The sequence below is a fragment of the Sodaliphilus pleomorphus genome (assembly GCF_009676955.1).
Lineage (GTDB): Bacteria > Bacteroidota > Bacteroidia > Bacteroidales > Muribaculaceae > Sodaliphilus > Sodaliphilus pleomorphus.
On the sequence record NZ_CP045696.1, the window covers coordinates 3,016,424 to 3,035,854 of the forward strand.

18 protein-coding genes are annotated in these 19,431 nt (G+C 52.9%); 6 read left to right on the forward strand and 12 right to left on the reverse strand.

Annotated features, from left to right (window positions below; all coding sequences use genetic code 11):
* Positions 1-23 precede the first annotated feature (23 nt).
* Entirely contained in the window at positions 24-3,038 is a 3,015-nt protein-coding gene (locus GF423_RS12620; protein ID WP_154328699.1) for a serine hydrolase domain-containing protein, read from the forward strand.
* Positions 3,039-3,160: 122 nt separating this feature from the next.
* Here GF423_RS12620 and GF423_RS14290 read toward each other — a convergent pair whose 3' ends face one another.
* Positions 3,161-4,144 (reverse strand): redoxin domain-containing protein, encoded by a 984-nt coding sequence (locus GF423_RS14290; RefSeq protein WP_154328700.1) that lies wholly within the window; start codon positions 4,142-4,144, stop codon positions 3,161-3,163.
* 244 nt (positions 4,145-4,388) lie between these two features.
* On the opposite strand from GF423_RS14290, the gene GF423_RS12630 reads away from it, so the two are divergent.
* Positions 4,389-5,330 (forward strand): ADP-ribosylglycohydrolase family protein, encoded by a 942-nt coding sequence (locus GF423_RS12630; protein ID WP_235911660.1) that lies wholly within the window; start codon positions 4,389-4,391, stop codon positions 5,328-5,330.
* A gap of 151 nt (positions 5,331-5,481) precedes the next feature.
* Here the strand turns inward: GF423_RS12630 and purT are convergent, their stop codons facing one another.
* Positions 5,482-6,675, reverse strand: coding sequence for a formate-dependent phosphoribosylglycinamide formyltransferase (purT, locus tag GF423_RS12635; RefSeq protein ID WP_154328701.1), 1,194 nt, complete (start codon positions 6,673-6,675; stop codon positions 5,482-5,484).
* A gap of 151 nt (positions 6,676-6,826) precedes the next feature.
* On the opposite strand from purT, the gene GF423_RS12640 reads away from it, so the two are divergent.
* Entirely contained in the window at positions 6,827-7,669 is an 843-nt protein-coding gene (locus tag GF423_RS12640; protein WP_154328702.1) for a hypothetical protein, read from the forward strand.
* A gap of 192 nt (positions 7,670-7,861) precedes the next feature.
* Here the strand turns inward: GF423_RS12640 and GF423_RS12645 are convergent, their stop codons facing one another.
* Positions 7,862-8,065 carry a winged helix-turn-helix domain-containing protein gene (locus GF423_RS12645; protein ID WP_154328703.1) on the reverse strand — a complete coding sequence of 68 codons (204 nt, stop codon included), beginning with the start codon at positions 8,063-8,065 and terminating at the stop codon, positions 7,862-7,864.
* Between the two features lie 428 nt (positions 8,066-8,493).
* Between GF423_RS12645 and rsgA the strand changes: the two genes are divergently transcribed.
* A complete protein-coding gene (gene rsgA, locus GF423_RS12650; RefSeq protein ID WP_154328704.1) occupies positions 8,494-9,429 on the forward strand; it encodes a ribosome small subunit-dependent GTPase A in 936 nt (311 codons plus the stop codon).
* A 12-nt stretch (positions 9,430-9,441) separates the two neighbouring features.
* Here rsgA and GF423_RS12655 read toward each other — a convergent pair whose 3' ends face one another.
* A complete protein-coding gene (locus GF423_RS12655) occupies positions 9,442-9,915 on the reverse strand; it encodes a 6-fold beta flower protein (protein ID WP_235911658.1) in 474 nt (157 codons plus the stop codon).
* 316 nt (positions 9,916-10,231) lie between these two features.
* Here GF423_RS12655 and GF423_RS12660 point away from each other — a divergent pair, with 316 nt between their 5' ends.
* Both GF423_RS12660 and GF423_RS12665 read left to right on the forward strand, forming a co-directional pair.
* The gene (locus GF423_RS12660) at positions 10,232-10,837 is read left to right on the forward strand and encodes a trimeric intracellular cation channel family protein (protein ID WP_154329061.1); all 606 of its coding nucleotides are present in this window, start codon (positions 10,232-10,234) and stop codon (positions 10,835-10,837) included.
* Between the two features lie 32 nt (positions 10,838-10,869).
* On the forward strand, positions 10,870-11,307 hold the full coding sequence (locus GF423_RS12665; protein ID WP_154328705.1) for a GtrA family protein: 438 nt from the start codon (positions 10,870-10,872) through the stop codon (positions 11,305-11,307).
* A 32-nt stretch (positions 11,308-11,339) separates the two neighbouring features.
* Here GF423_RS12665 and GF423_RS12670 read toward each other — a convergent pair whose 3' ends face one another.
* From GF423_RS12670 to GF423_RS12705, 8 genes are all read right to left on the reverse strand, one after another.
* On the reverse strand, positions 11,340-12,539 hold the full coding sequence (locus GF423_RS12670) for a M24 family metallopeptidase (protein WP_154328706.1): 1,200 nt from the start codon (positions 12,537-12,539) through the stop codon (positions 11,340-11,342).
* 15 nt (positions 12,540-12,554) lie between these two features.
* On the reverse strand, positions 12,555-13,067 hold the full coding sequence (locus tag GF423_RS12675) for a gliding motility lipoprotein GldH (RefSeq protein ID WP_154328707.1): 513 nt from the start codon (positions 13,065-13,067) through the stop codon (positions 12,555-12,557).
* Entirely contained in the window at positions 13,033-14,481 is a 1,449-nt protein-coding gene (locus tag GF423_RS12680) for a PSP1 domain-containing protein (RefSeq protein ID WP_154328708.1), read from the reverse strand. The genes GF423_RS12675 and GF423_RS12680 overlap by 35 nt, the downstream gene beginning before the upstream one ends.
* Positions 14,482-14,531: 50 nt before the next feature.
* Complete coding sequence (gene rny / locus GF423_RS12685) at positions 14,532-16,073, reverse strand: ribonuclease Y (RefSeq protein ID WP_154328709.1); 1,542 nt, start codon at positions 16,071-16,073, stop codon at positions 14,532-14,534.
* 205 nt (positions 16,074-16,278) lie between these two features.
* A complete protein-coding gene (locus GF423_RS12690; protein ID WP_154328710.1) occupies positions 16,279-16,578 on the reverse strand; it encodes a cell division protein ZapA in 300 nt (99 codons plus the stop codon).
* 6 nt (positions 16,579-16,584) lie between these two features.
* Entirely contained in the window at positions 16,585-16,878 is a 294-nt protein-coding gene (locus GF423_RS12695) for a hypothetical protein (protein ID WP_154328711.1), read from the reverse strand.
* Positions 16,879-17,104: 226 nt separating this feature from the next.
* A complete protein-coding gene (locus GF423_RS12700) occupies positions 17,105-17,587 on the reverse strand; it encodes a tellurite resistance TerB family protein (protein ID WP_154328712.1) in 483 nt (160 codons plus the stop codon).
* Between the two features lie 12 nt (positions 17,588-17,599).
* Entirely contained in the window at positions 17,600-19,372 is a 1,773-nt protein-coding gene (locus tag GF423_RS12705; protein WP_154328713.1) for an AAA family ATPase, read from the reverse strand.
* Between the last annotated feature and the right edge of the window lie 59 nt (positions 19,373-19,431).

The window sequence follows — 19,431 nt, forward strand, 5'->3', positions numbered from 1 at the left end:
CTAAACAATAATAACTATTGATAATGACAATTTCAAAGAAATTTCTCTTGATTCTTGTGGCGCTGCTCGCAGTCACGACTGCAGCCAGCGCCAAGCGCCAACCGGCGATTTTCAACAAGGTCGACAAGCGTGCGATGAACGCATGGGTCGACAAGCAATTCAACGCCATGACCCCCGACGAGCGCATTACGCAGCTCTTTGTCATGGCGGTCGACCCTCGCAACACCGTTGCCAGCGAGACTGTGAAGAAACTGGTGAGTGAGTTCCGTGTGGGAGGCCTCATTTTCAACGAGAGCGACATCGTGTCGCAGGCCAAGATCACCAACTATGCCCAGTCGCTGGCCAAGGTGCCGTTGCTCATCACCCTCGACGCCGAGTGGGGCCCCTCGATGCGCCTGGAGGATGCGCCCAAGTTTCCCCGCAATCTTTATTTGGGTGCAATAAGCGACGATGCCATGTTCTACAACTATGGCCGGGAGGTTGCACGCGAGCTCAAGCGACTGGGGGTGAATGTTGACTTTGCCCCGGTGCTTGACGTTATCGACCGGCCGGGCACCGTGGTGGGTGCGCGTTCCTATGGCTCCGACCCCGAGTTGGTGTCGCGCCATGGCATTGCCTTTGCCCGCGGCCTTGAAGATGGCGGCATCCTCTCGGTGGGCAAGCATTTCCCTGGCCACGGCTCAACAACGGCCGATTCACACAAGACTTTGCCAACAGTTGACAAATCGCTCAAGGAACTCGAACTCTTTGATTTTGTCCCATTCAAGCGCTATATCGATGCCGGCTTGGGTGGCATGCTCACCGCTCATCTCTATATTCCTGCAATAAGCCGCGAGCGCAAGCCTGGCACCATGTCGCCTCGTTATGTGACCGACTTGCTGCAGAAGAAAATGGGCTTCGACGGCCTCATTTTCACCGATGCTCTCGGCATGGAGGGGGCCAAAGCCGTTGGTGGCAGCGTGTGTGTGGGCGCTCTGCTTGCCGGCAACGACGTGCTGCTCATGCCCGACGAGGTGCCTGGCCAGCTTGCAGCCATCAAGGCTGCGATAGCAAGCGGCAAGCTCAAGCAGAAGCTCATCGACGAGCGTTGCAAGAAAATGTTGCGCTTCAAGTATGCCCTGGGCTTGTACAACCAGCCTAAGGTCGACATCGACAATATTGTGGCCGACGTTAACGACCCGTGTGCCGCTGTGTTGAAGCGCCAGCTCGCTGCAGCCAGTATCACCGTGGTGCGCGATGCACAAAGCATCCTGCCGGTCAAGGGCCTGCAGAACCGTCGCATTGCTGTGGTCACGATGGGCAATGAAAACGACTTGCAGTCGATGTTCCAGCGCCGTTGTGCCAATTATGCCCAGTGCACGCCATTCAACTTCAACCTTGGTGGCGATATCAAGGCCCTTGCCGATCAGGTTAAGGCATCGGGCTCCAATGTGCTTATCCTCTCGGTGGCCAGCAGCGACTATGTTGCTGCTGCACGCTATCTTGCCAGCCACTTTGCCGACCATCTTCACAAGGTGATTGTGGCTGTCATGAGCGACCCGCAGCGCCTCGACGAGGTGGGTGCCTTGCTCGACGACAGCTATGTGAGCGCAGCTGTGCTGGCCTACGATAACTCTACAGTGAGCGAGGACTACCTGGCCCAGACTATCTTTGGCGGCAATGCCGCCCGTGGGCTGCTCCCCGTCAATGTGAAGACTGGCAAGCCCGATGGCGGCCTCAAGGCAGGCACCGGCATCAAGTATGATGCTTGCCGCCTGGGCTATACTATACCTGCCGAGGTGGGCTTCAAGCCCAGCCTCACGGCCCTTGTCGACTCGGTGTGCCGCTACGGTGTGCAACAGCATGCTTTCTCGGGCTGCGAGGTCGTGGTGGCCCGCCATGGCAAAATCGTGTTTAACCGCGCCTACGGTGAGATTGACTACGACAGCGGTATTCCCGTCACCGAGAATACCCTCTTTGGCCTGGCTTCGGTATCTAAGGCTACAGGTACATTGAGCGGAGTGATGAAATGCTACGATGAGGGCAAGTTCCAGCTCGACGACAAGGTGAGCACTGTCATTCCCGGCATGCGCAACACCGACGAGAAAGACATCACCTTCCGCGAGATGCTCTATCACGAGTCGGGCCTGCCACCCGAGCTGAGCATGTGGTACATGATGTTTGACCCTAAGACCTATACCGGGCCGCTCTTCACGTCCACGCCCAACCAGTACAACACCATCAAGTTTATGAACAATGCCTATGGCAACAAGTTTGCCAAGCTGCGCACCGACATTCTCTCGACGGTAAAAACCGACAAGTTCAACTGGCCCATTGCTGCAGGCTTGTGGGGCGGCCAGGTGACTTACGACTCAATCATGAATCGCATCTATCACCAGCAGCTGCACGAGAAGCGATATGTGTACAGCGACTTGAACTTTGCCCTGCTGGGCAATGCCGTGCAAAACATGTCGGGCATGCCGCTCAACTATTTTGTAGAAAACAATTTCTTTGCACCGTTGGGTGCCTATCACACCCTGTATCGCCCGTTGAGCAGGTTCGCGGGCTCGCAGATTGCCTATACCGAGTATGACCCCTTCTTGCGTCACCAGCACGTGCACGGCTATGTGCACGACGAGCTGGCAGCATTCTCGGGCGGTGTGCAGGGCAACGCTGGCCTCTTCTCCAATGCCAACGACCTGTGCAAGCTGTTGCAGATGTGGCTCAACGGTGGCACCTATGGCGGGCAGCGATTCTTGAAGGCGTCTACCGTCGAAACCTTTACGACCGAGAAAAGCACCAAGTCGCATCGCGGTTTGGGATTTGACAAGCCCCAGCCCGACAACCTGCGGGCTTCGAGCACCTGCGACGAGGCTCCGGCCGAGGTCTATGGTCACACAGGTTTCACTGGCACGTGCTTCTGGGTTGACCCCAAAAACGACATGATCTACATCTTCTTGAGCAACCGGGTGAACCCCACTCGCAACAATCCCGCCTTCACAAGAGTGAGTGCACGCAGTCACATTCAGTCGATTCTCTACAAGTCGATTGTGAAGTAAAGATGGAGTCGAAGTGATATAATTTTTTCCCCTTAATTATGACGGCGACGGCTGGAACAGAATAGCGTGTTCCAGCCGTCGCCTCATTTTGTTGCTGTTGCCCCCATGGGCAACCTGTGGGTTTATTTCATGAGCTCTTCAACTTTGGCCTTGAGGGCCTCGCCTTGCAGCCCGCGCGACACCACCTTGCCCTGTGGGTCGAAGATGATGATGTGCGGTATCCCGTTGATGCCATAGATGTCGGTAGGCTCGGTGAGCTTGTGGGTGCCAATGATCACGGGCCAGGGAATTTGCATGGCCGCGACGGCCTTGTGTGTGTCGGCAGGCTTGTCCCACACAGCTACTCCCAGGAAGTTCATGCCCTTGCCGTTGTACTGGTTGTAGTATTGCTTGATTTTTGGTATCTCCCTGCGGCAGGGACCGCACCAGCTTGCCCAGAAGTCTACAAGCGTGTAGGAGCCTTTACCCACATAGTCGCTCAGCTTGTACTCTTTGCCATCCTCGCCTTTTACCGTGAAGTCGGTAAACATCTTGCCTTCGGCTGTTGCATTGGCCGCCTTTGCATTGTCGATGGCTTTCTTGAAGCGCGTCATGCTCTTGTAGCTTGCCGGCACCGTTGCCATGGCCGAGTCGAGCTGCTCAAGCGCAAAGTCCTTTTCCATGATATAGTTGTAGAAAGCCCAGGGGCCTATGCCATTGTCGCGGTTTTCCTCGTAGAGGTGGTGACAGGCTGCAGCATATTGCTCTTCGGTCTCGATGTTTTTGGTTGCTTCGTCCCATTTGTTCAACTTGACATTCAGGGCTGTGCCGGTTGCAATGCCGTTTTGCCAGTCGACGACAATATTGCCGTCTTCAACGATGAGACCGCACTTGCGGCCTCCTGCCGAGATGCGAGCAAAGTAGGAGTTGTCGACTGTGCCTCTGAAGATTGCCCTCTTGCCTTTCACAACAGTAGAATCGACGTCGATGCCGGTGTCATAGTTCGTAATGTAGGCCTTCTGCCCGTTGAGCGAGGCATCGGCAAAGTTCACTGTAATCGTATAGTTGCCAGCCACGGCGCTTAGCGCCGCAAGCGTGACCGATAGTGTGGTTGCAATTTTCTTCATTTGTCTGTTTTGTTTATTAAGTCGTGACGCAAAAGTAAGAATTTTTTGTGGCTGTTGTTGCAATCGACTTGCAATATAGTGTTATTTAACAATGCGGATGGGCCTTTTTCCCTCTGTGATGATGGTCGCTTCAGATTATGAAACATTTTTTTGCCTACGAATTCACATTTTTTGCTGTATAATAATTGGAATTGTCATTTTTTTTTGCCAATATTTGTGATAGTAAATTTGCATTCGTACAATTATGGAGTCAAAAGAAGTGAAAAACCGGTTTATGGCCACGATCTATGGCCAGGCCATAGGCGATGCCCTGGGTGTGGGCACCGAGTTTATGAGTAAAGAAGAAGTCCAGAGGGCTTATCCCGACGGGCTCACTCGTTACGACCAAATCAAGGGTTACCACTCGTCGAAGATTGCCAAGGGTGATTGGAGCGACGACACAGACATGATGCTTTGCATTGCCAAGGCCATCATCGAAGATGGCGGTCAAGTCAACGAGAAGACAATCGCCCGCAAGTTTCTTGACTGGGCCGACAGTCCCCGTGCCCACGACATTGGCAACCTCACTTCGCGCATCGTCTATAGCAATGGTTTCCTCGACCATCCATCTACCATTGCTCGCGAAACGTGGGAGGAGGGCGGACGTGTCAACGCCCCCAATGGCGGCCTGATGCGCACCGCCGTGATAGGCCTTCTCAAGGACAACGTGAAGGCCAATGCCGAGACTGCTTGCCGTGTCACTCACTACGACCCGCGTTGTGTGGGCTCGTGCGTGATCACGAGCGAGATTATCAACAGTCTTGTGTGGCACAACAAGGCCTTGACCAAGGACGACATCATTTCTATTGCCCGAAAATATGATAAGCGCATTGTCGACTATGTGAAACTGGCCACGCATCTCGATATTGCCGATCTGCAGCTTGGTGTGCTTGGCGGCAGCGGTTACACGCTCAAGTGCCTCTCGGTGGTGCTGTGGTGCTACTTCCATGTCGAGTATTTCGACCGCGGGCTCATGGCAGTGGTCAACGAGGGTGGCGATGCCGACACCAATGCAGCCCCGGCCTGTGCTGTGATGGGGGCTAAATTCGGGTTGGACGGTATCCCCGAGTACTACATACAAAACTTGCTGAACAAAGACAAATTTGACAGGATAGCCGAGGCTCTGTGGCAGGTGGTGAACCAGTGACCGAGCCGCATGCTCCTGGGTTGAGCCATGCCGGCACGACAGTGCCTCGTGTTGCCTTAATATATTGACATGAGAATTAAGGAATGACTTGCAGCGGCAGGTCATTCCTTAATTCATTGTTGGTCGATCGAGTGCCCTAAACTGGTGGTGCTTATCGGCGAGGCAGCACCTTGATGGTGAGTTTGGAATAGGCTCGGTCGCATTTCTGCTTTGCCTGCTCGACATCGCTGGCGGTGGCCAGAATCACCCCCATGCGGCGGTGCCCCGAGATTTCGGGCTTGCCGAAAATGCGTATCTGCACTCCAGGTTCCTCAAGTGCCTTGTCGACATCGCCTATTTCTAATCGATTGGTATCGCCCTCTACGACGATGGCTTTGCTTGCCGATGGACCGTAGAACTTGATTTCGGGTACCGGCAGCCCCATCAGTGCGCGAGCATGCAATGCAAACTCGCTCATGTCTTGTGAAATCATGGTGACCATGCCGGTGTCGTGCGGGCGTGGCGAAACCTCGCTGAAGATGACATCGTCTCCCTTGACAAACATTTCCACGCCAAATATACCGTAGCCGCCCAATGCATCGGTTACTTTGCGGGCTATCTCATGTGCTTGGCTCAGCGCACTGTCGCTCATGTGTTGAGGCTGCCATGAGTAGCGGTAGTCGCCGTCGACCTGGATGTGTCCCACAGGCTGGCAAAACTGGGTGCCTGCCACGTTGCGCACCGTGAGCATGGTTATCTCGTAGTCGAAGTCGACAAAGCCCTCTACAATCACGCGTCCGGCGCCGGCACGGCCGCCTTCTTGGGAAATGTGCCAAGCCTTGTCGATGTCGGCCTGGCTCTTGATGGTGCTTTGGCCATGTCCCGATGAGCTCATGATGGGCTTCACCACACAAGGAATGCCTATCGATTTCACAGCCTCGCGAAATTCCTCCTCGGTTGAAGCAAACTTGTAGGGTGATGTTTTCACGCCAAGTTTCTCGGCTGCCAGACGACGTATGCCCTCACGGTTCATGGTGAGCAAGGTGGCATAGGCTGTGGGTGTCACATTGTAGCCTTCTTTTTCCAGCTCTACAAGCGTGGGGGTTGCGATGGCCTCGACCTCGGGAATGATGTGGTCGGGTTTCTCTTCTTCGATTACTTGACGCAGGGCAGTGCCGTCGAGCATGTTGAGCACGCGGCTTTTTTCGGCCACATGCATGGCCGGTGCTCCGGCATAGCGGTCGCATGCCACTACTTCCACTCCCAGGCGTTGGAGCTCGATGCACACTTCTTTACCCAGCTCTCCGCTGCCAAGCAGCAATGCTTTGGTACCTATTTCGGTCCCGATGGTTCCAATTTTTGTCATTGTTGATGATAGTTAACGCATTTTTGGTTTACAAAGTTACATTTTGTTGATGTAAATGGCAATTATCCATTCCATAATTTGTGGAGTCGTGTTTTGATAACTCGATAATAATGAGTAAATTTGCAGTCTGTAAGGAAGTTATCATTTTATAATGAGGAAATTATGCATTTTAGTGTCGGTCATGGCTTTGATGGCTGCCCCCTGCCGTGTCGTGGGGCAGGCCAGGGGCGTGGCTGCCGGTGCCGACAACGTTGACGATGGCATGGACGAGTGGCTGCGCATGCCTGTGAGGCGCTTGCATCCTGAGCGCGCAGCAACAGGGGAGCGCACCAAGAAGAACAACAGCGACAAGAAACAGTACAAGTACAATGGCCACCGCTATGTGCCACAGAAGTCGGCCGAGCAACGGGCTGCCGATGCCCGCGAAAAGGCCCATCTCGACTCATTGCTGGCTATCGACTACACGTTGCCTGACTACTCAAGTCTCTTCCCCACGCGTTTGACATGGAAAGACGAGCCGGTGAAGGAGTCGCGTGAGCAGCTCATCTCTTCATTCAACAGCACCGACCTGGACGGAGAAACGCGATATGTGCCCAAGGATGTGACGTTGGGCAATGACACCAATGCCCTGTTCTTTTATTTTGATGTGAAAAACAGGCGTCCTCAGTCTTTGCGGCTGCGGGCGCAGTACTATGCCGACGACCCGCTTGGCATCGAGAAACTGAAATTTGTGATCGACGGTTTCGACTATTATTTCACTCCAAGTGCTGTGAAAAAGGGTTCCGACGCCTACAATCGCTACTGGGAAAATTTTGACATCTGCCTTTCGAGTCGTGACAAGGACCTGGTCTATGCCTTGGCCCATTGCTCGTGGGCACGCGTGACCTATATAGGCGACCGAGGTTTCAATCATGTGAAAATTCTCTCCAAGGAGCAAATCAAGGATTTCTACAACACCTTGCAGCTCTACCGCGTCATGGGCGGCAAGTTATGAGGAAACACGTTATCCCTTTTTCTACTCGTTGTTAGGAACTGTGCTCTGCAACATGCTGTGTTGGTAGAAGAGTTATCTGTGTTTTTTTTGATTACAAGAAATAAAAAAGGCAGCAGGCCATTGTGGCTTGCTGCCTTTTGTAAACTTTAACAACAAAATTAACTTGATGTTTTCTTTAGATTGTTGATTGCGTTAAACAAGAGTTACATCAACATCCTTCGCAGCCTCGTTCACATTCACTTTGCCTTCACGGGCAAGCCAGCCGATAGCTGCGTAAACTTCTTTTTCTTTAAGCTTTGTGGCCTTCTTAAGACCCTTTACGTCAAGCGTGCCCTCGGCAGCATCCAATGCTTTCCACACGGCACCGGCCCAAAGTCCAATAGTTTCTACGTTCATAATTCCAATTAATTAATTTATAAAACACTTTGTTTCTTTAAACGTCGCAAAGTTAGACTAAATGATATCAAAAAACAAACTTTTTTGTAAATTTTCTATAAAATCAACCTTGCTTTGAACAAAGATGCGCGTTAAATAAAGTTAAATAGCGAAGCATAATATTTTGATTACTAATGTGTTGCAGAAAATCATTATTTTGTTTTTCAATTTCTCGCGCGCGTGCGCGCGCGAGAAATAAGCCGGTTTCCCTTGCGCGCGCACGCGCGCGCGAGAAACGACATGATTCCGTATTCGCGGTATGACGTCGGACGGGAGAGAGATTTGCCAGGGTGCTTTTTCCCTCTTACGACTCTTTCACCGTGCAATACAGTCTTAAAAATATAACTCATGTGTACCTGTATAAGTTATCTTTTTGTAACTTTGCCTGCGTGAAAGGGCTGATAGTAAAAAATACCGGTAGCTGGTATATCGTTCGCACTGCATCGGGCGAGGAAATACCCTGCAAAATCAAGGGCACGTTCCGGCTCAAGGGCTTTAGGTGTACCAATCCTGTGGCGGTGGGTGATCATGTTGAGATCGACCGCCGCCCCGACAATACGGCTTTTATTACAAAAATAGATGAGCGCAAGAACTACATCATTAGGCGTGCAAGCAACCTTTCCAAGGAGTTCCAGATTCTTGCAGCCAACCTTGACTTGGCTGTGCTTGTCGTGACGCTGGTCAATCCAGAGACCAGCACCACCTTTATCGACCGTTTCCTGGCCACAGCCGAGGCCTACAATGTAGATACACTTATTGCCATCAACAAGATTGATTTGCTCGTTGATGACGACAGCCGTGCCCTGCTTGAGGCCGTGGCCTACTTGTATGCCTCGATTGGCTACGATGTGATAAAGATGTCGACCGTCACTGGTGAGGGCTTGCAGGAGCTTGCCCGGGCTCTCACAGGCAAAATGTCGCTCTTGAGCGGGAACAGCGGCGTGGGAAAGAGCTCGATCATCAACAAGCTGGTGCCTGGCGCAAGGCTCAGGGTGGGCACGATAAGCGATGTGCACCACACGGGCATGCACACCACCACCTTCAGCGAGATGCTTGACCTGCCTGCCGGCGGTGCCATCATCGACACCCCTGGCGTGAAGGGCTTTGGTACCATCGACTTTGAGAAGGGAGAAGTGGCCCACTATTTTCCCGAAATTTTCAAAATGTCGTCGCAGTGCAGATACAACAATTGCACCCACACCCATGAGCCTGGCTGTGCCGTGCTCGAGGCAGTGAGCGACCACCGCATTGCCCAGTCGCGCTATGCCAGCTATCTGAGTATAATCGACGACAGCACCGAGGGCAAGTACCGCAAGCCTTACTGAGCCCTGGGGGCGCTACATGATGAGCATGAGCAGTGGTATGGGGATGTGCCCGTCGGTCGTGCACACGATGTCGCTCGAGTAGGTGCTGCGCCCTTGGTACACATGCCCGTTGCAGTAGGTGTAAACGATGTCACTTGAGTAGGTGCTGCGCCCGCGGTAGAGGTAGCGCCCGTCCCAAGTGCACACGATGTCGCTTGAGTAGGTGCTGTTGCCACGGTACACGTAGCGCAGGTCCCAAGTGCACACGATGTCGCTCGAGTAGGTGCTGCGCCCGTGATACACATGCCCCCTGTAGTAGGTGTAGAGGATGTCGCTCGAGTAGGTGCTGCGCCCGCGGTAGAGGTAGCGCCCGTCGTAGGTGTAGAGAATATCGCTCGAGTAGGTGCTGTTGCCACGGTAGATATAGGCGGCTTGTGCAAGGCTGCAAGTGGTGAGCAACAATACTGCCACTGCCACCATTTTTGCTATGTCTGAAATATGTTTCATTGCCTCTTGAGTATATTTGGAGTTTGTTTTTTGCTTTGCATCGGCAATGGGGGAGAGGTGGGTGCCTCGTCACAAGCTGCTTGCAGCCGCTTGCGATTATTATCACACTGTTGTTGTGCGCTCTGCGCTCCCGACCACTGTGTGCTTTGTACAAATGTAAACAAAATTTCCCGATCTGTGTTCGGCGGCCAGCAGTTTGTGACAGCGTGCTGTCTTTTTTTTCAGCATTAATTTTATGTGGTGTTAAGATAATTTAGTGAAAAATCGTTACATTTGCATTTGCCAAATGGATGCACAGACCGACATACAGCAGATGATGGGTACCTTTGAATACTTTCTCGAGATCTTGGCGACCCTGTTTTATGCAATAAGTGGCGTGAGACTTGCTGCCGTCAAGAAGTTTGACTGGTTTGGAGCCTATACCATAGGATTTGTCACAGCCATAGGCGGCGGCACTATACGAGATGTTTTCTTGAAGTGCAATCCTTTCTGGATGCTCGACCCGTGGTATGCCATCGCCACCATTGTGGGGCTTGTGATGGTGATTGTGCTGAAAAAATACCTGGTGCGCATCGAGGGCACTTTCTACATCTTCGATGCCATAGGGTTGGGTCTCTTTGTCGATGTGGGCATCTACAAGACTTTGCTCATGGGCTTCCCCATGTGGGTGGCCATCATCATGGGCACGATCACGGGCGCCTTTGGCGGCGTGCTGCGCGACATCTTTATCAACGAGGAGCCTCTTGTGTTCCGCAAGGAGATATATGCCACAGCGTGCATCGCGGGGGGCTTGGTCTACTGGGGGTGCTTGATGGCGGGCGCGTCGGCAACAGTGCAGCAGGTTGCATGCGGCCTGTTTATTATCGTTCTGCGTTTTCTTGCTGTTAAGCACAACTGGAGCTTCCCGATATTGAAAAATTGAAAACAAAAGTCACACAATTATCTCAGCGTCACATGAAAATAGATAAAGCCGAAACTCATAAAACCTTCATCCAGCTCCTTAAGTATGGTGTGATAGGCCTTAGCAACACTTTTATTACCTGGATTGCCTTTTTTGTATTAAACTCGCTGCTGGGTGTGCCCTACATGCTGAGCAATGCGGTGGGCTATGTTCTGGGCGTGGTCAACAGCTTCATCTGGAATCGCACCTGGGTGTTCAAGGCCAAGAGCGACATCAAGCGCGAGGCGGTGCTGTTTGTCGTGGGATTCTTGTTGTGCTACGGGTTGCAGTCGATCGTGAGTGTCATCATGCTCGAGGGCTTCGACATGAAGCATTTCACATTGAGCTGGATACCCAAGGCAGGGCAGAATATCACCATGCTCGTGGCCATGGTATTCTACACGCTTGCCAATTACATTTACAATCGCTGTGTGACTTTTAAGGAGAAATGATGCTTTGGGCACTTGCAAGTGCCCATGCCACCTCAATAGGGCTTCCCCATCTCGTGCAGCTCCTCGGGCATCGTGGTGATGCACTCCAGGCAGTGTGGCTGCACAATGTAGGTGTTCTCGATGCCCACAGCGCCTATTCCTGGCAACACATATTTTGGCTCGATGGCAATGACTTGCCCGGTGTGCAGCACGTCGCGGCTGCGAGGGGCAAGCACGGGGGCTTCGTTGGTCTCCAGGCCTATGCCATGGCCCACAAAGCCGGCATGCTGCCTGTGCCCCATGAAGTAGTCGGCCAGCCCGGCCTCTTGGGTCATCTCAAGGGCAGTGGCATAGAGCTCGCGTGCTTCCACGCCGTGGCGCCCCTCACGGGCCAGCCGGTGGTTGATGTCGACCGACAGCTGGTGAGCCTTCTTGGCGATGTCGGGCACATTGCCCACTGCATAGGTGCGGGTCATGTCGGTCATGTAGCCGCCATAGTTCATGCCCATGTCGACCATGATGGTGGTGTGTAGCTTGATGATGGAGCCGTTGGCTCCCACAGGTTGCGACAGATTGATGCCGGCTCCTCCCATGGCAAAGTCGTAGGGGCTGGGCTCGTCGGCATTGTCGCCCGCGAGCAGACTGCCCATAAACATCTCCATGGCATCGCCGTGGCATCGCACGAGGCCTGTACTACCTGCCAGCCTGGCCTGGCGCTCAATTTCTATTTCCAGCTCAAGGTCGGTCATGCCGCTGCGGTAGAGTGTGGGCACCTGCTTGTACACACTCACGTGGCGGCGGGCGCTCTCTCGCAGCAGTTGCTGCTCCATGCCCGACTTCACCGCGCGCAGCTGTCGCATTGCCGCGCTGCCGTCTACTGCCTCGGCGCTGTCAAACGCACGCCTCAACCGTGCCCATTGTGCTTGTGGCATGGTGTCGGCCATCATGGCCAACTTGTGCGGCAACCGCTCGAGGTGACCAGGTATGAGCTCGGGCTTGTGCACATAGGTCACGCAGGGCTCGTTCTCGTAGCCCAGGGGCCGTCGCACATAGTAGTGCACCTGCCCCTGGGCGGTGATGTAGGTGAAGCCATTAAACACCCGCCCGCTCGTGTAGTAGAGGTCGATGTTGTCGGCAAGCAAGGCAGCATCGGCCCCCATGTGTGTCAGTGCTTGTGCAATGGCGTCGATGCGCGATGCTATCTCCTGCTCCCAGCCAGCAGGCACAAAATGCTCGGTGTGTGTGTTAGACATGTGTTGTTCTTTTTTTTATTTAGATGGAGTGACAATGATTCCTATGTTGCTAAGGCCTGCAATCACCGGGCAATCTTTCATGCCTGGCCAGGCCACTATGCGCTTCATCTGCCAGGGCCTCACTCGGCGTGCTATCAAGGCGCTGCTCTGGTAGTAGACCCCGAAGCCGCTTCCCTGGAAATTGCCATATCGGTCGGTGATGGTGTATTCAACACGGTTTCTCATCACCTTGCCGCAGGTGTCGATAATGTCGACAGTGAGTATGAGCTTGTCATACTTGTACATGTCGGTGTTGCGCACGGCAAGGGTCACGTCGTAGGTGCCTGTTGAGTCGCCGCATTGCGGTGTGAAATAGATGGGAGCGCCGGTTGCCCACCCGTGGTCGGGCAGGTCACGGAAGTCGCTATAAGAAGTATGCTCGGGTGAGCAACCACCTAAGCATACTACTACTATTGCGATAGCGACGAGCAGCACTCCTGCCCAGGGCCCACAATCATTCTTTGTTTTCCTGGTTGGCTTTGGGAGCATTGTTGTTGTTGCTGCTGTTGTTGTTTTCTTTGGGGACGTTGCCCTTGGGCTTGCGGTCGTTGTTGCGCTGCCACCGGTGTTGTTGCCCAGGGCGTTTCTCGCCTTGCTGCTGGGGCTTGCTGCCTGCATGTTGCTGGGGCTTGCTGTTGCCCTCCTTGCCGGGCTTGCCGCTGCCCTCCTTGCCAGGCTTGCCGCTGCCCTTGCCGGCGCTTTGCCGGCCACCAGCTTTGCCCTTGGCCTCTTTGGCGCCCTTGCCTGCGCCTTTGCCTTTCGGCTTTTTCTTTTTGTCGAAGCGGTTGATGGCATCCTGGCCCAGGATGTCGCCAAAGGCCTTGCGCTCGGCCTTCTGTGCCTCGCCTTCGGGGTTGAGTTGCTCGGGCTTGACGCCGTTCTTGTTGAGGGCTATCACCTCAAAGGCGCGGTCGGCCTTGATGGTCACCAGGTTGGCTGGTGTCGACTTGTCGGTCGAGTAGGTGATCTCGCGCTTAAACAGGTCGGCCTTAAACTGGTAGTAGGTGTTGTCCTTGGTTTCCAGCCGGGCGTCTTTGGGTGGCATTTTCCTGGAGGCCTCGACATAGCCGTCGACCTCAAAGTTGATGCAGCACTTGAGCTTGGCGCACTGGCCAGCCAGCTTCTGGGGGTTGAGCGAGATGTCTTGGTAGCGTGCTGCACTGGTAGCGACCGACACAAAGTTGGTCATCCAGCTGGCACAGCACAGCGGGCGCCCGCAGGGCCCGATGCCGCCTATGCGGCCAGCCTCCTGGCGTGCCCCTATCTGCTTCATCTCGACGCGTATCTTGAACACGTCGGCCAGCACCTTGATGAGCTGGCGAAAGTCGACGCGCTCGTCGGCGATATAGTAGAATATGGCCTTGTTACCGTCGCCCTGGTACTCGACATCGCCTATCTTCATCTTTAGCTTGAGGTCGGCGGCAATCTTGCGCGAGCGTATCATCGTGTCGTTTTCCTTGGCCTTGGCTGCCTCAAAGCGCTCGAGGTCGGCAGGTTTGGCCACGCGGAATACACGCAGTATCTCATAGTCGGGCCTCAAGTTGGCCTTCTTCATCTGCAATTTCACAAGGCGCCCCATCATCGACACGCGCCCAATGTCGTGGCCGGGGTTGGCCTCCACGGCCACCATGTCGCCCACCTTGAGCGGCAGGTGAGCGCTGTTGCGGTAGAAGCCCTTGCGCGTGTTCTTGAAATGCACCTCCACGATGTCGTATTTGCTGTCCTCGCCAGGTATGTCGGCCAGGTAGTTGGTGCATTGCAAGTTGCAACGGGCGTCGCCATAGCAGCTCTCGCACGAGCAGTGGCTGCACGTGAGGCACTTCGATTCTTGCCCCTTGGCAGTCGCTGCCTTGCCCTCGATGCCGTGTTGCAACGCTTGTTGTCTGTCAGTTTCTTTTGTCATGTTCCTTATCCAGTGGTTCAAAAATGATAGTTGTAGTCAATACCCATTTTTTATTTAGCGAAGCTCACGGCACGTGTCTCACGTATCACGGTGATTCTCACTTGTCCTGGATAGGTCATCTCGTCTTGTATCTTTTGTGCTATCTCGTTGCTCAGTTTCTCGGTCTCGGCATCGCTTATCTTGTCGGCGCCCACAATCACGCGCAGCTCACGGCCGGCCTGTATGGCATAGGTCTTGATCACGCCGGGGTAGCTCAGGGCCAGGTGCTCAAGGTCGTTGAGGCGCTTGATGTAGGCTTCAACCACCTCGCGACGTGCACCGGGACGTGCACCCGAAATGGCGTCGCACACTTGCACGATGGGGGCATACATGCTTGTTGCCTCCTGCTCGTCGTGGTGAGCGCCTATGGCGTTGCATATGTCGGGCTTCTCCTTGTATTTCTCGGCCAGCTTCATGCCCAGTATTGCGTGTGGCAGCTCGGGCTCGTCGTCGGGCACCTTGCCTATGTCGTGCAGCAGGCCGGCGCGGCGTGCCTTCTTGGGGTTCAAGCCCAGCTCGCTGGCCATGATGGCGCACAGGTTGGCCGTCTCGCGCGAGTGCTGCAGCAGGTTCTGCCCATAGCTCGAGCGGTATTTCATCTTGCCTATGAGGCGTATCAGCTCGGGGTGCAGGCCGTGGATGCCCATATCGATGGCGGTGCGCTTGCCCGTCTCGATGATTTCGTCCTCTACCTGCTTCTTCACCTTGGCCACAACCTCCTCGATGCGGGCCGGGTGGATGCGGCCGTCGGCCACCAGCTGGTGCAGGGCCAGGCGGGCAATCTCGCGGCGCACGGGGTCGAAGCCCGAGAGCACGATGGCCTCGGGCGTGTCGTCGACGATCACCTCAACGCCAGTGGCAGCCTCCAGGGCCCTGATGTTGCGCCCCTCGCGGCCTATGATGCGGCCCTTGATGTCGTCGTTGTCGATGTGAAACACGGTCACGGCATTCTCGATGGCCGTCTCGGTGGCCACGCGCTGTATCGTCTCAACCACGATTTTCTTGGCCTCCTTGTTGGCCGTGAGCTTGGCATCGTCCATGATGTCGTTGATGTAGCTGGCGGCAGCCGTCTTGGCCTCGTCCTTGAGCGACTCGATGAGCTTCTTCTTGGCTTCTTCGGCCGAGAGGCCGCTCACGTGCTCGAGCGTGTCGCGCACGCTCTTCTCCATCTTGTCTATCTCCTTGCGGCGGTCGTCGAGCAGGGCATTTTGGTTTTCGAGAGCGCGCTTCTGCTCTTCGTTCTCGTTCTTTTTGCGCTGCAGCTCGCCTTGCTGCTGGTTGAGCTGTATCTCGCGCTGCTTCTGCTTGGCCTCGCTGGCCTGCACCTTGGCCAGGCGGGCGTTGGCCTGTTTTTCGGCCTCGCTCTTGATTTGCAGCCCCTGCTCCTTGCCTTTTATCACTTCGTTGTTCTTCAGCACCTCGGCCTCGAGTTTGGCTTTCTCCAGGATGGAGTTGGCGGCCGATTTTGCGTTCTTTCTCGTCACAGCCAGGGCAATGCCCGCGCCAGCGGCCAGGGCAACGACTGCAATCACTATGTAAATCACTATATCCATTTAGATGTAATAAAATTAATTTTTTAATATATATAAACAAAATGCACCTCCTTGCTCGCGCCTTGGTCGTAACTCCAAGTCGTGGTCAAGTGGTGCAGGAACCTTTCTTTCTCTCTTTTCTTTCAACCTCCTGATATCCCCCTGGGACGTGGCCCGCCCCGCTCGCTTGCAGGGAGCCTGTGGCCTCGGCCCGTGGGGTGAGAAGTCATATCTTGATGACAATGTCGTCGAGTTTCTTCTCAAAGTCGGCCAGATATTCGCTCGTGGCCATGTTCTCCCGGTACACTTGCGCATAGAGCCGTGCAAACTGGAAGGCCACCCTCGCCATCACCTCTTCCGACGAGCTCGTGTTGCGAAATCGCAGCATCCACTTGTTCCACAACGTGTTCACAAGTTTCTCGGCCTCGCGGTAGCGTGGCTCCTCGTCGCGGTCGATGCTCAGCGACAAGGGCTTTACATCGGCGAGTCGTATCGTTATGTTCAGTTTATCGTCAGTCGTTGCCATATAGCATCATTCGTTCAGCTGATTGATGCAACGGTCAATATCCCGCACCAATGTGGAGATCATGCTTCTCACCTGAGCCGCTTTCTCGGGGTCGGGAGCAACGGCGCGGGCCATCTTCATGTACTCGTTGTCCTGCCGCAAGGCCTCATTCTCCTTGCGCAGCCGCTCGTTGTCCTCCTCCACAAGCTCAAGCTTCACCTCAAGTTCCTCCTTCTCACCACTGAGCACGCGGTATTTCTCAATCAAAATGTTGCTTTTGTTGATGATGCGATCCAGAGTATCTTGCAGTTCCGAAGCCATTTTACTCCAATTAATTCACAAAATTAACAAAAAAATCGGAATCTCGCTCACTTCCGCCTCTAAATCTTTCATCCCCCACCCATTTTTTTCAATGGCAGTGATACTTATTGCGCATATGAATATAGCAACTATAATGAAAACTTGTTTGAAGTTTAACCGGCTTTTCGCTCCTACCTCTGTCTTTCTTAAAAAATATTGAGGCTACATCCATGTGGATTCGAGTTACTTAATCAAATTTTTTTATTTCTTTTAATGAAATTTTTGCGAAGTGCGTATCAGTATCCCAATCGAGTTTGTCGTTTGTCTGTATGTCGGGCAACAGCAGGTCCTCTTTGTCGGGATGCTCTTTTAGTATTGCTTCGTCGCCTATGGAGAGACGCGAGCGTATTTTCTTGAAAAATTTCACTTCGGAATACTCAATGCGATTGTCGGCTTCGATCGACTGTATCGCCAAGTCTGCTATCATCAATTGTTCCTGGTTGGAAAGTTTTGCCTCGCCCAAATCGCTAAGGTAGGACTGAAGGAACCTTGCACCATTCTCGTTGATTTCGGCAATCCACTCATTGAGGAGTTCTTCTACTTCAAGGTCATCAAATGTGTTGCTTGTTGATGCCATATTACGTATCAGTTCTACTTCTTCGTTTGCAATATCGCCATCGCAGGCAATACAGCAGAAGATAGTTTTTAGATATAATTCTTTTGTATTCATGATTTTACTGTTTTATTCAAAGCCAATGCGAGGTCTTCTCTCCACTGGAGTTTTACCTTCCATTTGTTGTCTCATTTTATCATATTTTTCTAATTCTGAAGCAGTTAGAGACGGAGTCGTCTGCTCAATTTCTTCTTCCAGAATTTGCATTGTAATTCGGCTGTGATTTTTAAGCGCTTTGCGTGCAGCATCGTTCACTATTTTGCTTATGTCGGCCGATACATAGTTTGCCGTCAGGTCGGCAAGATGGCTGTAATCTAAGCCGAAATCGTAGGGGCGTTTAGACAAATACAGCTTGAAGAGGGCTTCGCGGGCACTCTTGTCGGGCACACCAACGTAGTACTTGTTTTCCAGCCGTCCTGACCTGAGTATTGCAGGGTCTATCATATCGGGGTAGTTGGTTGCCCCGACGACAAACACTCCTTTCTCGCCTGTCCTGTCCATCTGAGCCAACATTTCATTTACAGCACTTCGCGACATCTCATGCACATCGCTGTGTCGATCAGGAACAAGCTCGTTGATCTCGTCGATAAAGATGATGGTGGGTGCATTTTCCTCGGCATCTTTAAATAGCTGAGCGATATTTTCCTGTGTAGCATTTACATAGCGGCTTTTCAATGTGGCGGGGGTGATGCAGATGAAGTTAAAGCCTACTTCCTCGGCAAAATGTTTAGCAAAGAATGTTTTGCCACATCCCGGTGGGCCATAAAGCAGCATGCCGTTGGGTATCGTTACGCCATAGCGCCGATATTCCTCGGGATTATTCAAGGGCTCAATGATTTCTTCCATCATTTGGCGTTTCAAGTTGTCCATGCCGGCGATGGCTGCAAATCCCTCTCCCTCCCTCTTGGTGGGTTTAGCGATAGTTGCCTTTGACGAGTCCTGCTGCGACATAATTTTCCGCTTGGTTGACTGTTTGTCAACTTTTATTTCTCCGTCGATGGCTTTTATAAATTCATCGGCTGTCTGGAAGCGGTCTTCGGCATCGTAGCTCAGCGCTTTAGCAATCGTATTTTTCAGTTGGTCATCAAGCTCGTACTTGTCGAGGTCGTTGAGCTCAAGTTCTTTGTCACGTTCCGACAATATGCTGTCGATGTCGTCTTGATTGTGGCTTTTGTCGATGTCTATAAACCATGGCAGTTCGCCATAGAGCAATTGATACATCATCACTCCAACTGAATATAAATCAGTCTGGACCGAGCTCACCCCCGAAAATCTTTCGGGGGCAAGATAGAAGGGGTTCAGGTCTTCCAAGTTTGGCTTGGCTGGTCTTTGGTTCAAGAATCGGGCTTTGCCAAAGTCAATGAGTTTCAAGTCTTGCAAGTCACCCACAAGATTCAACAGCACGTTCTGAATTGTAACCTCATTGTGAATGATGGGCACTGGCAAAGAGTGCAGAAATAACAATGCCGACAATACCGATTTTGCAATGGTCTTAATCTCATAAACACTGAAGTTGCCATCTCTGATGATGCGTTGAGACAGCGTCTCTCCGCTCACAAATTCAGTCACAATCCATGTATACTGGCTGCCGCCCATTATCATGCTTCCTGAGTCGATATAGCGACACAGGTTGTGATGTTTCAATTGCTTGGTAGCCTCTACCTCTACCACTCTTCCCTCATCGTCAATCTGATTGCGGTTGAGCTTTGAGTTGTTTATGAGCTTCAGAAAACGAGTTTTGCCATCGGCATCTCGCACACGGTAGGTCTCGGCATAGGCACCCTGCTTATGCGGGAATACTACTGTGAATGAATCTATTTTATCGTTCTTCTTGAAATGCATATCTCAAGTTTCAATGTTGTGTCAATGTAAAAATGAAACATTCATGCAATCAATGGCTT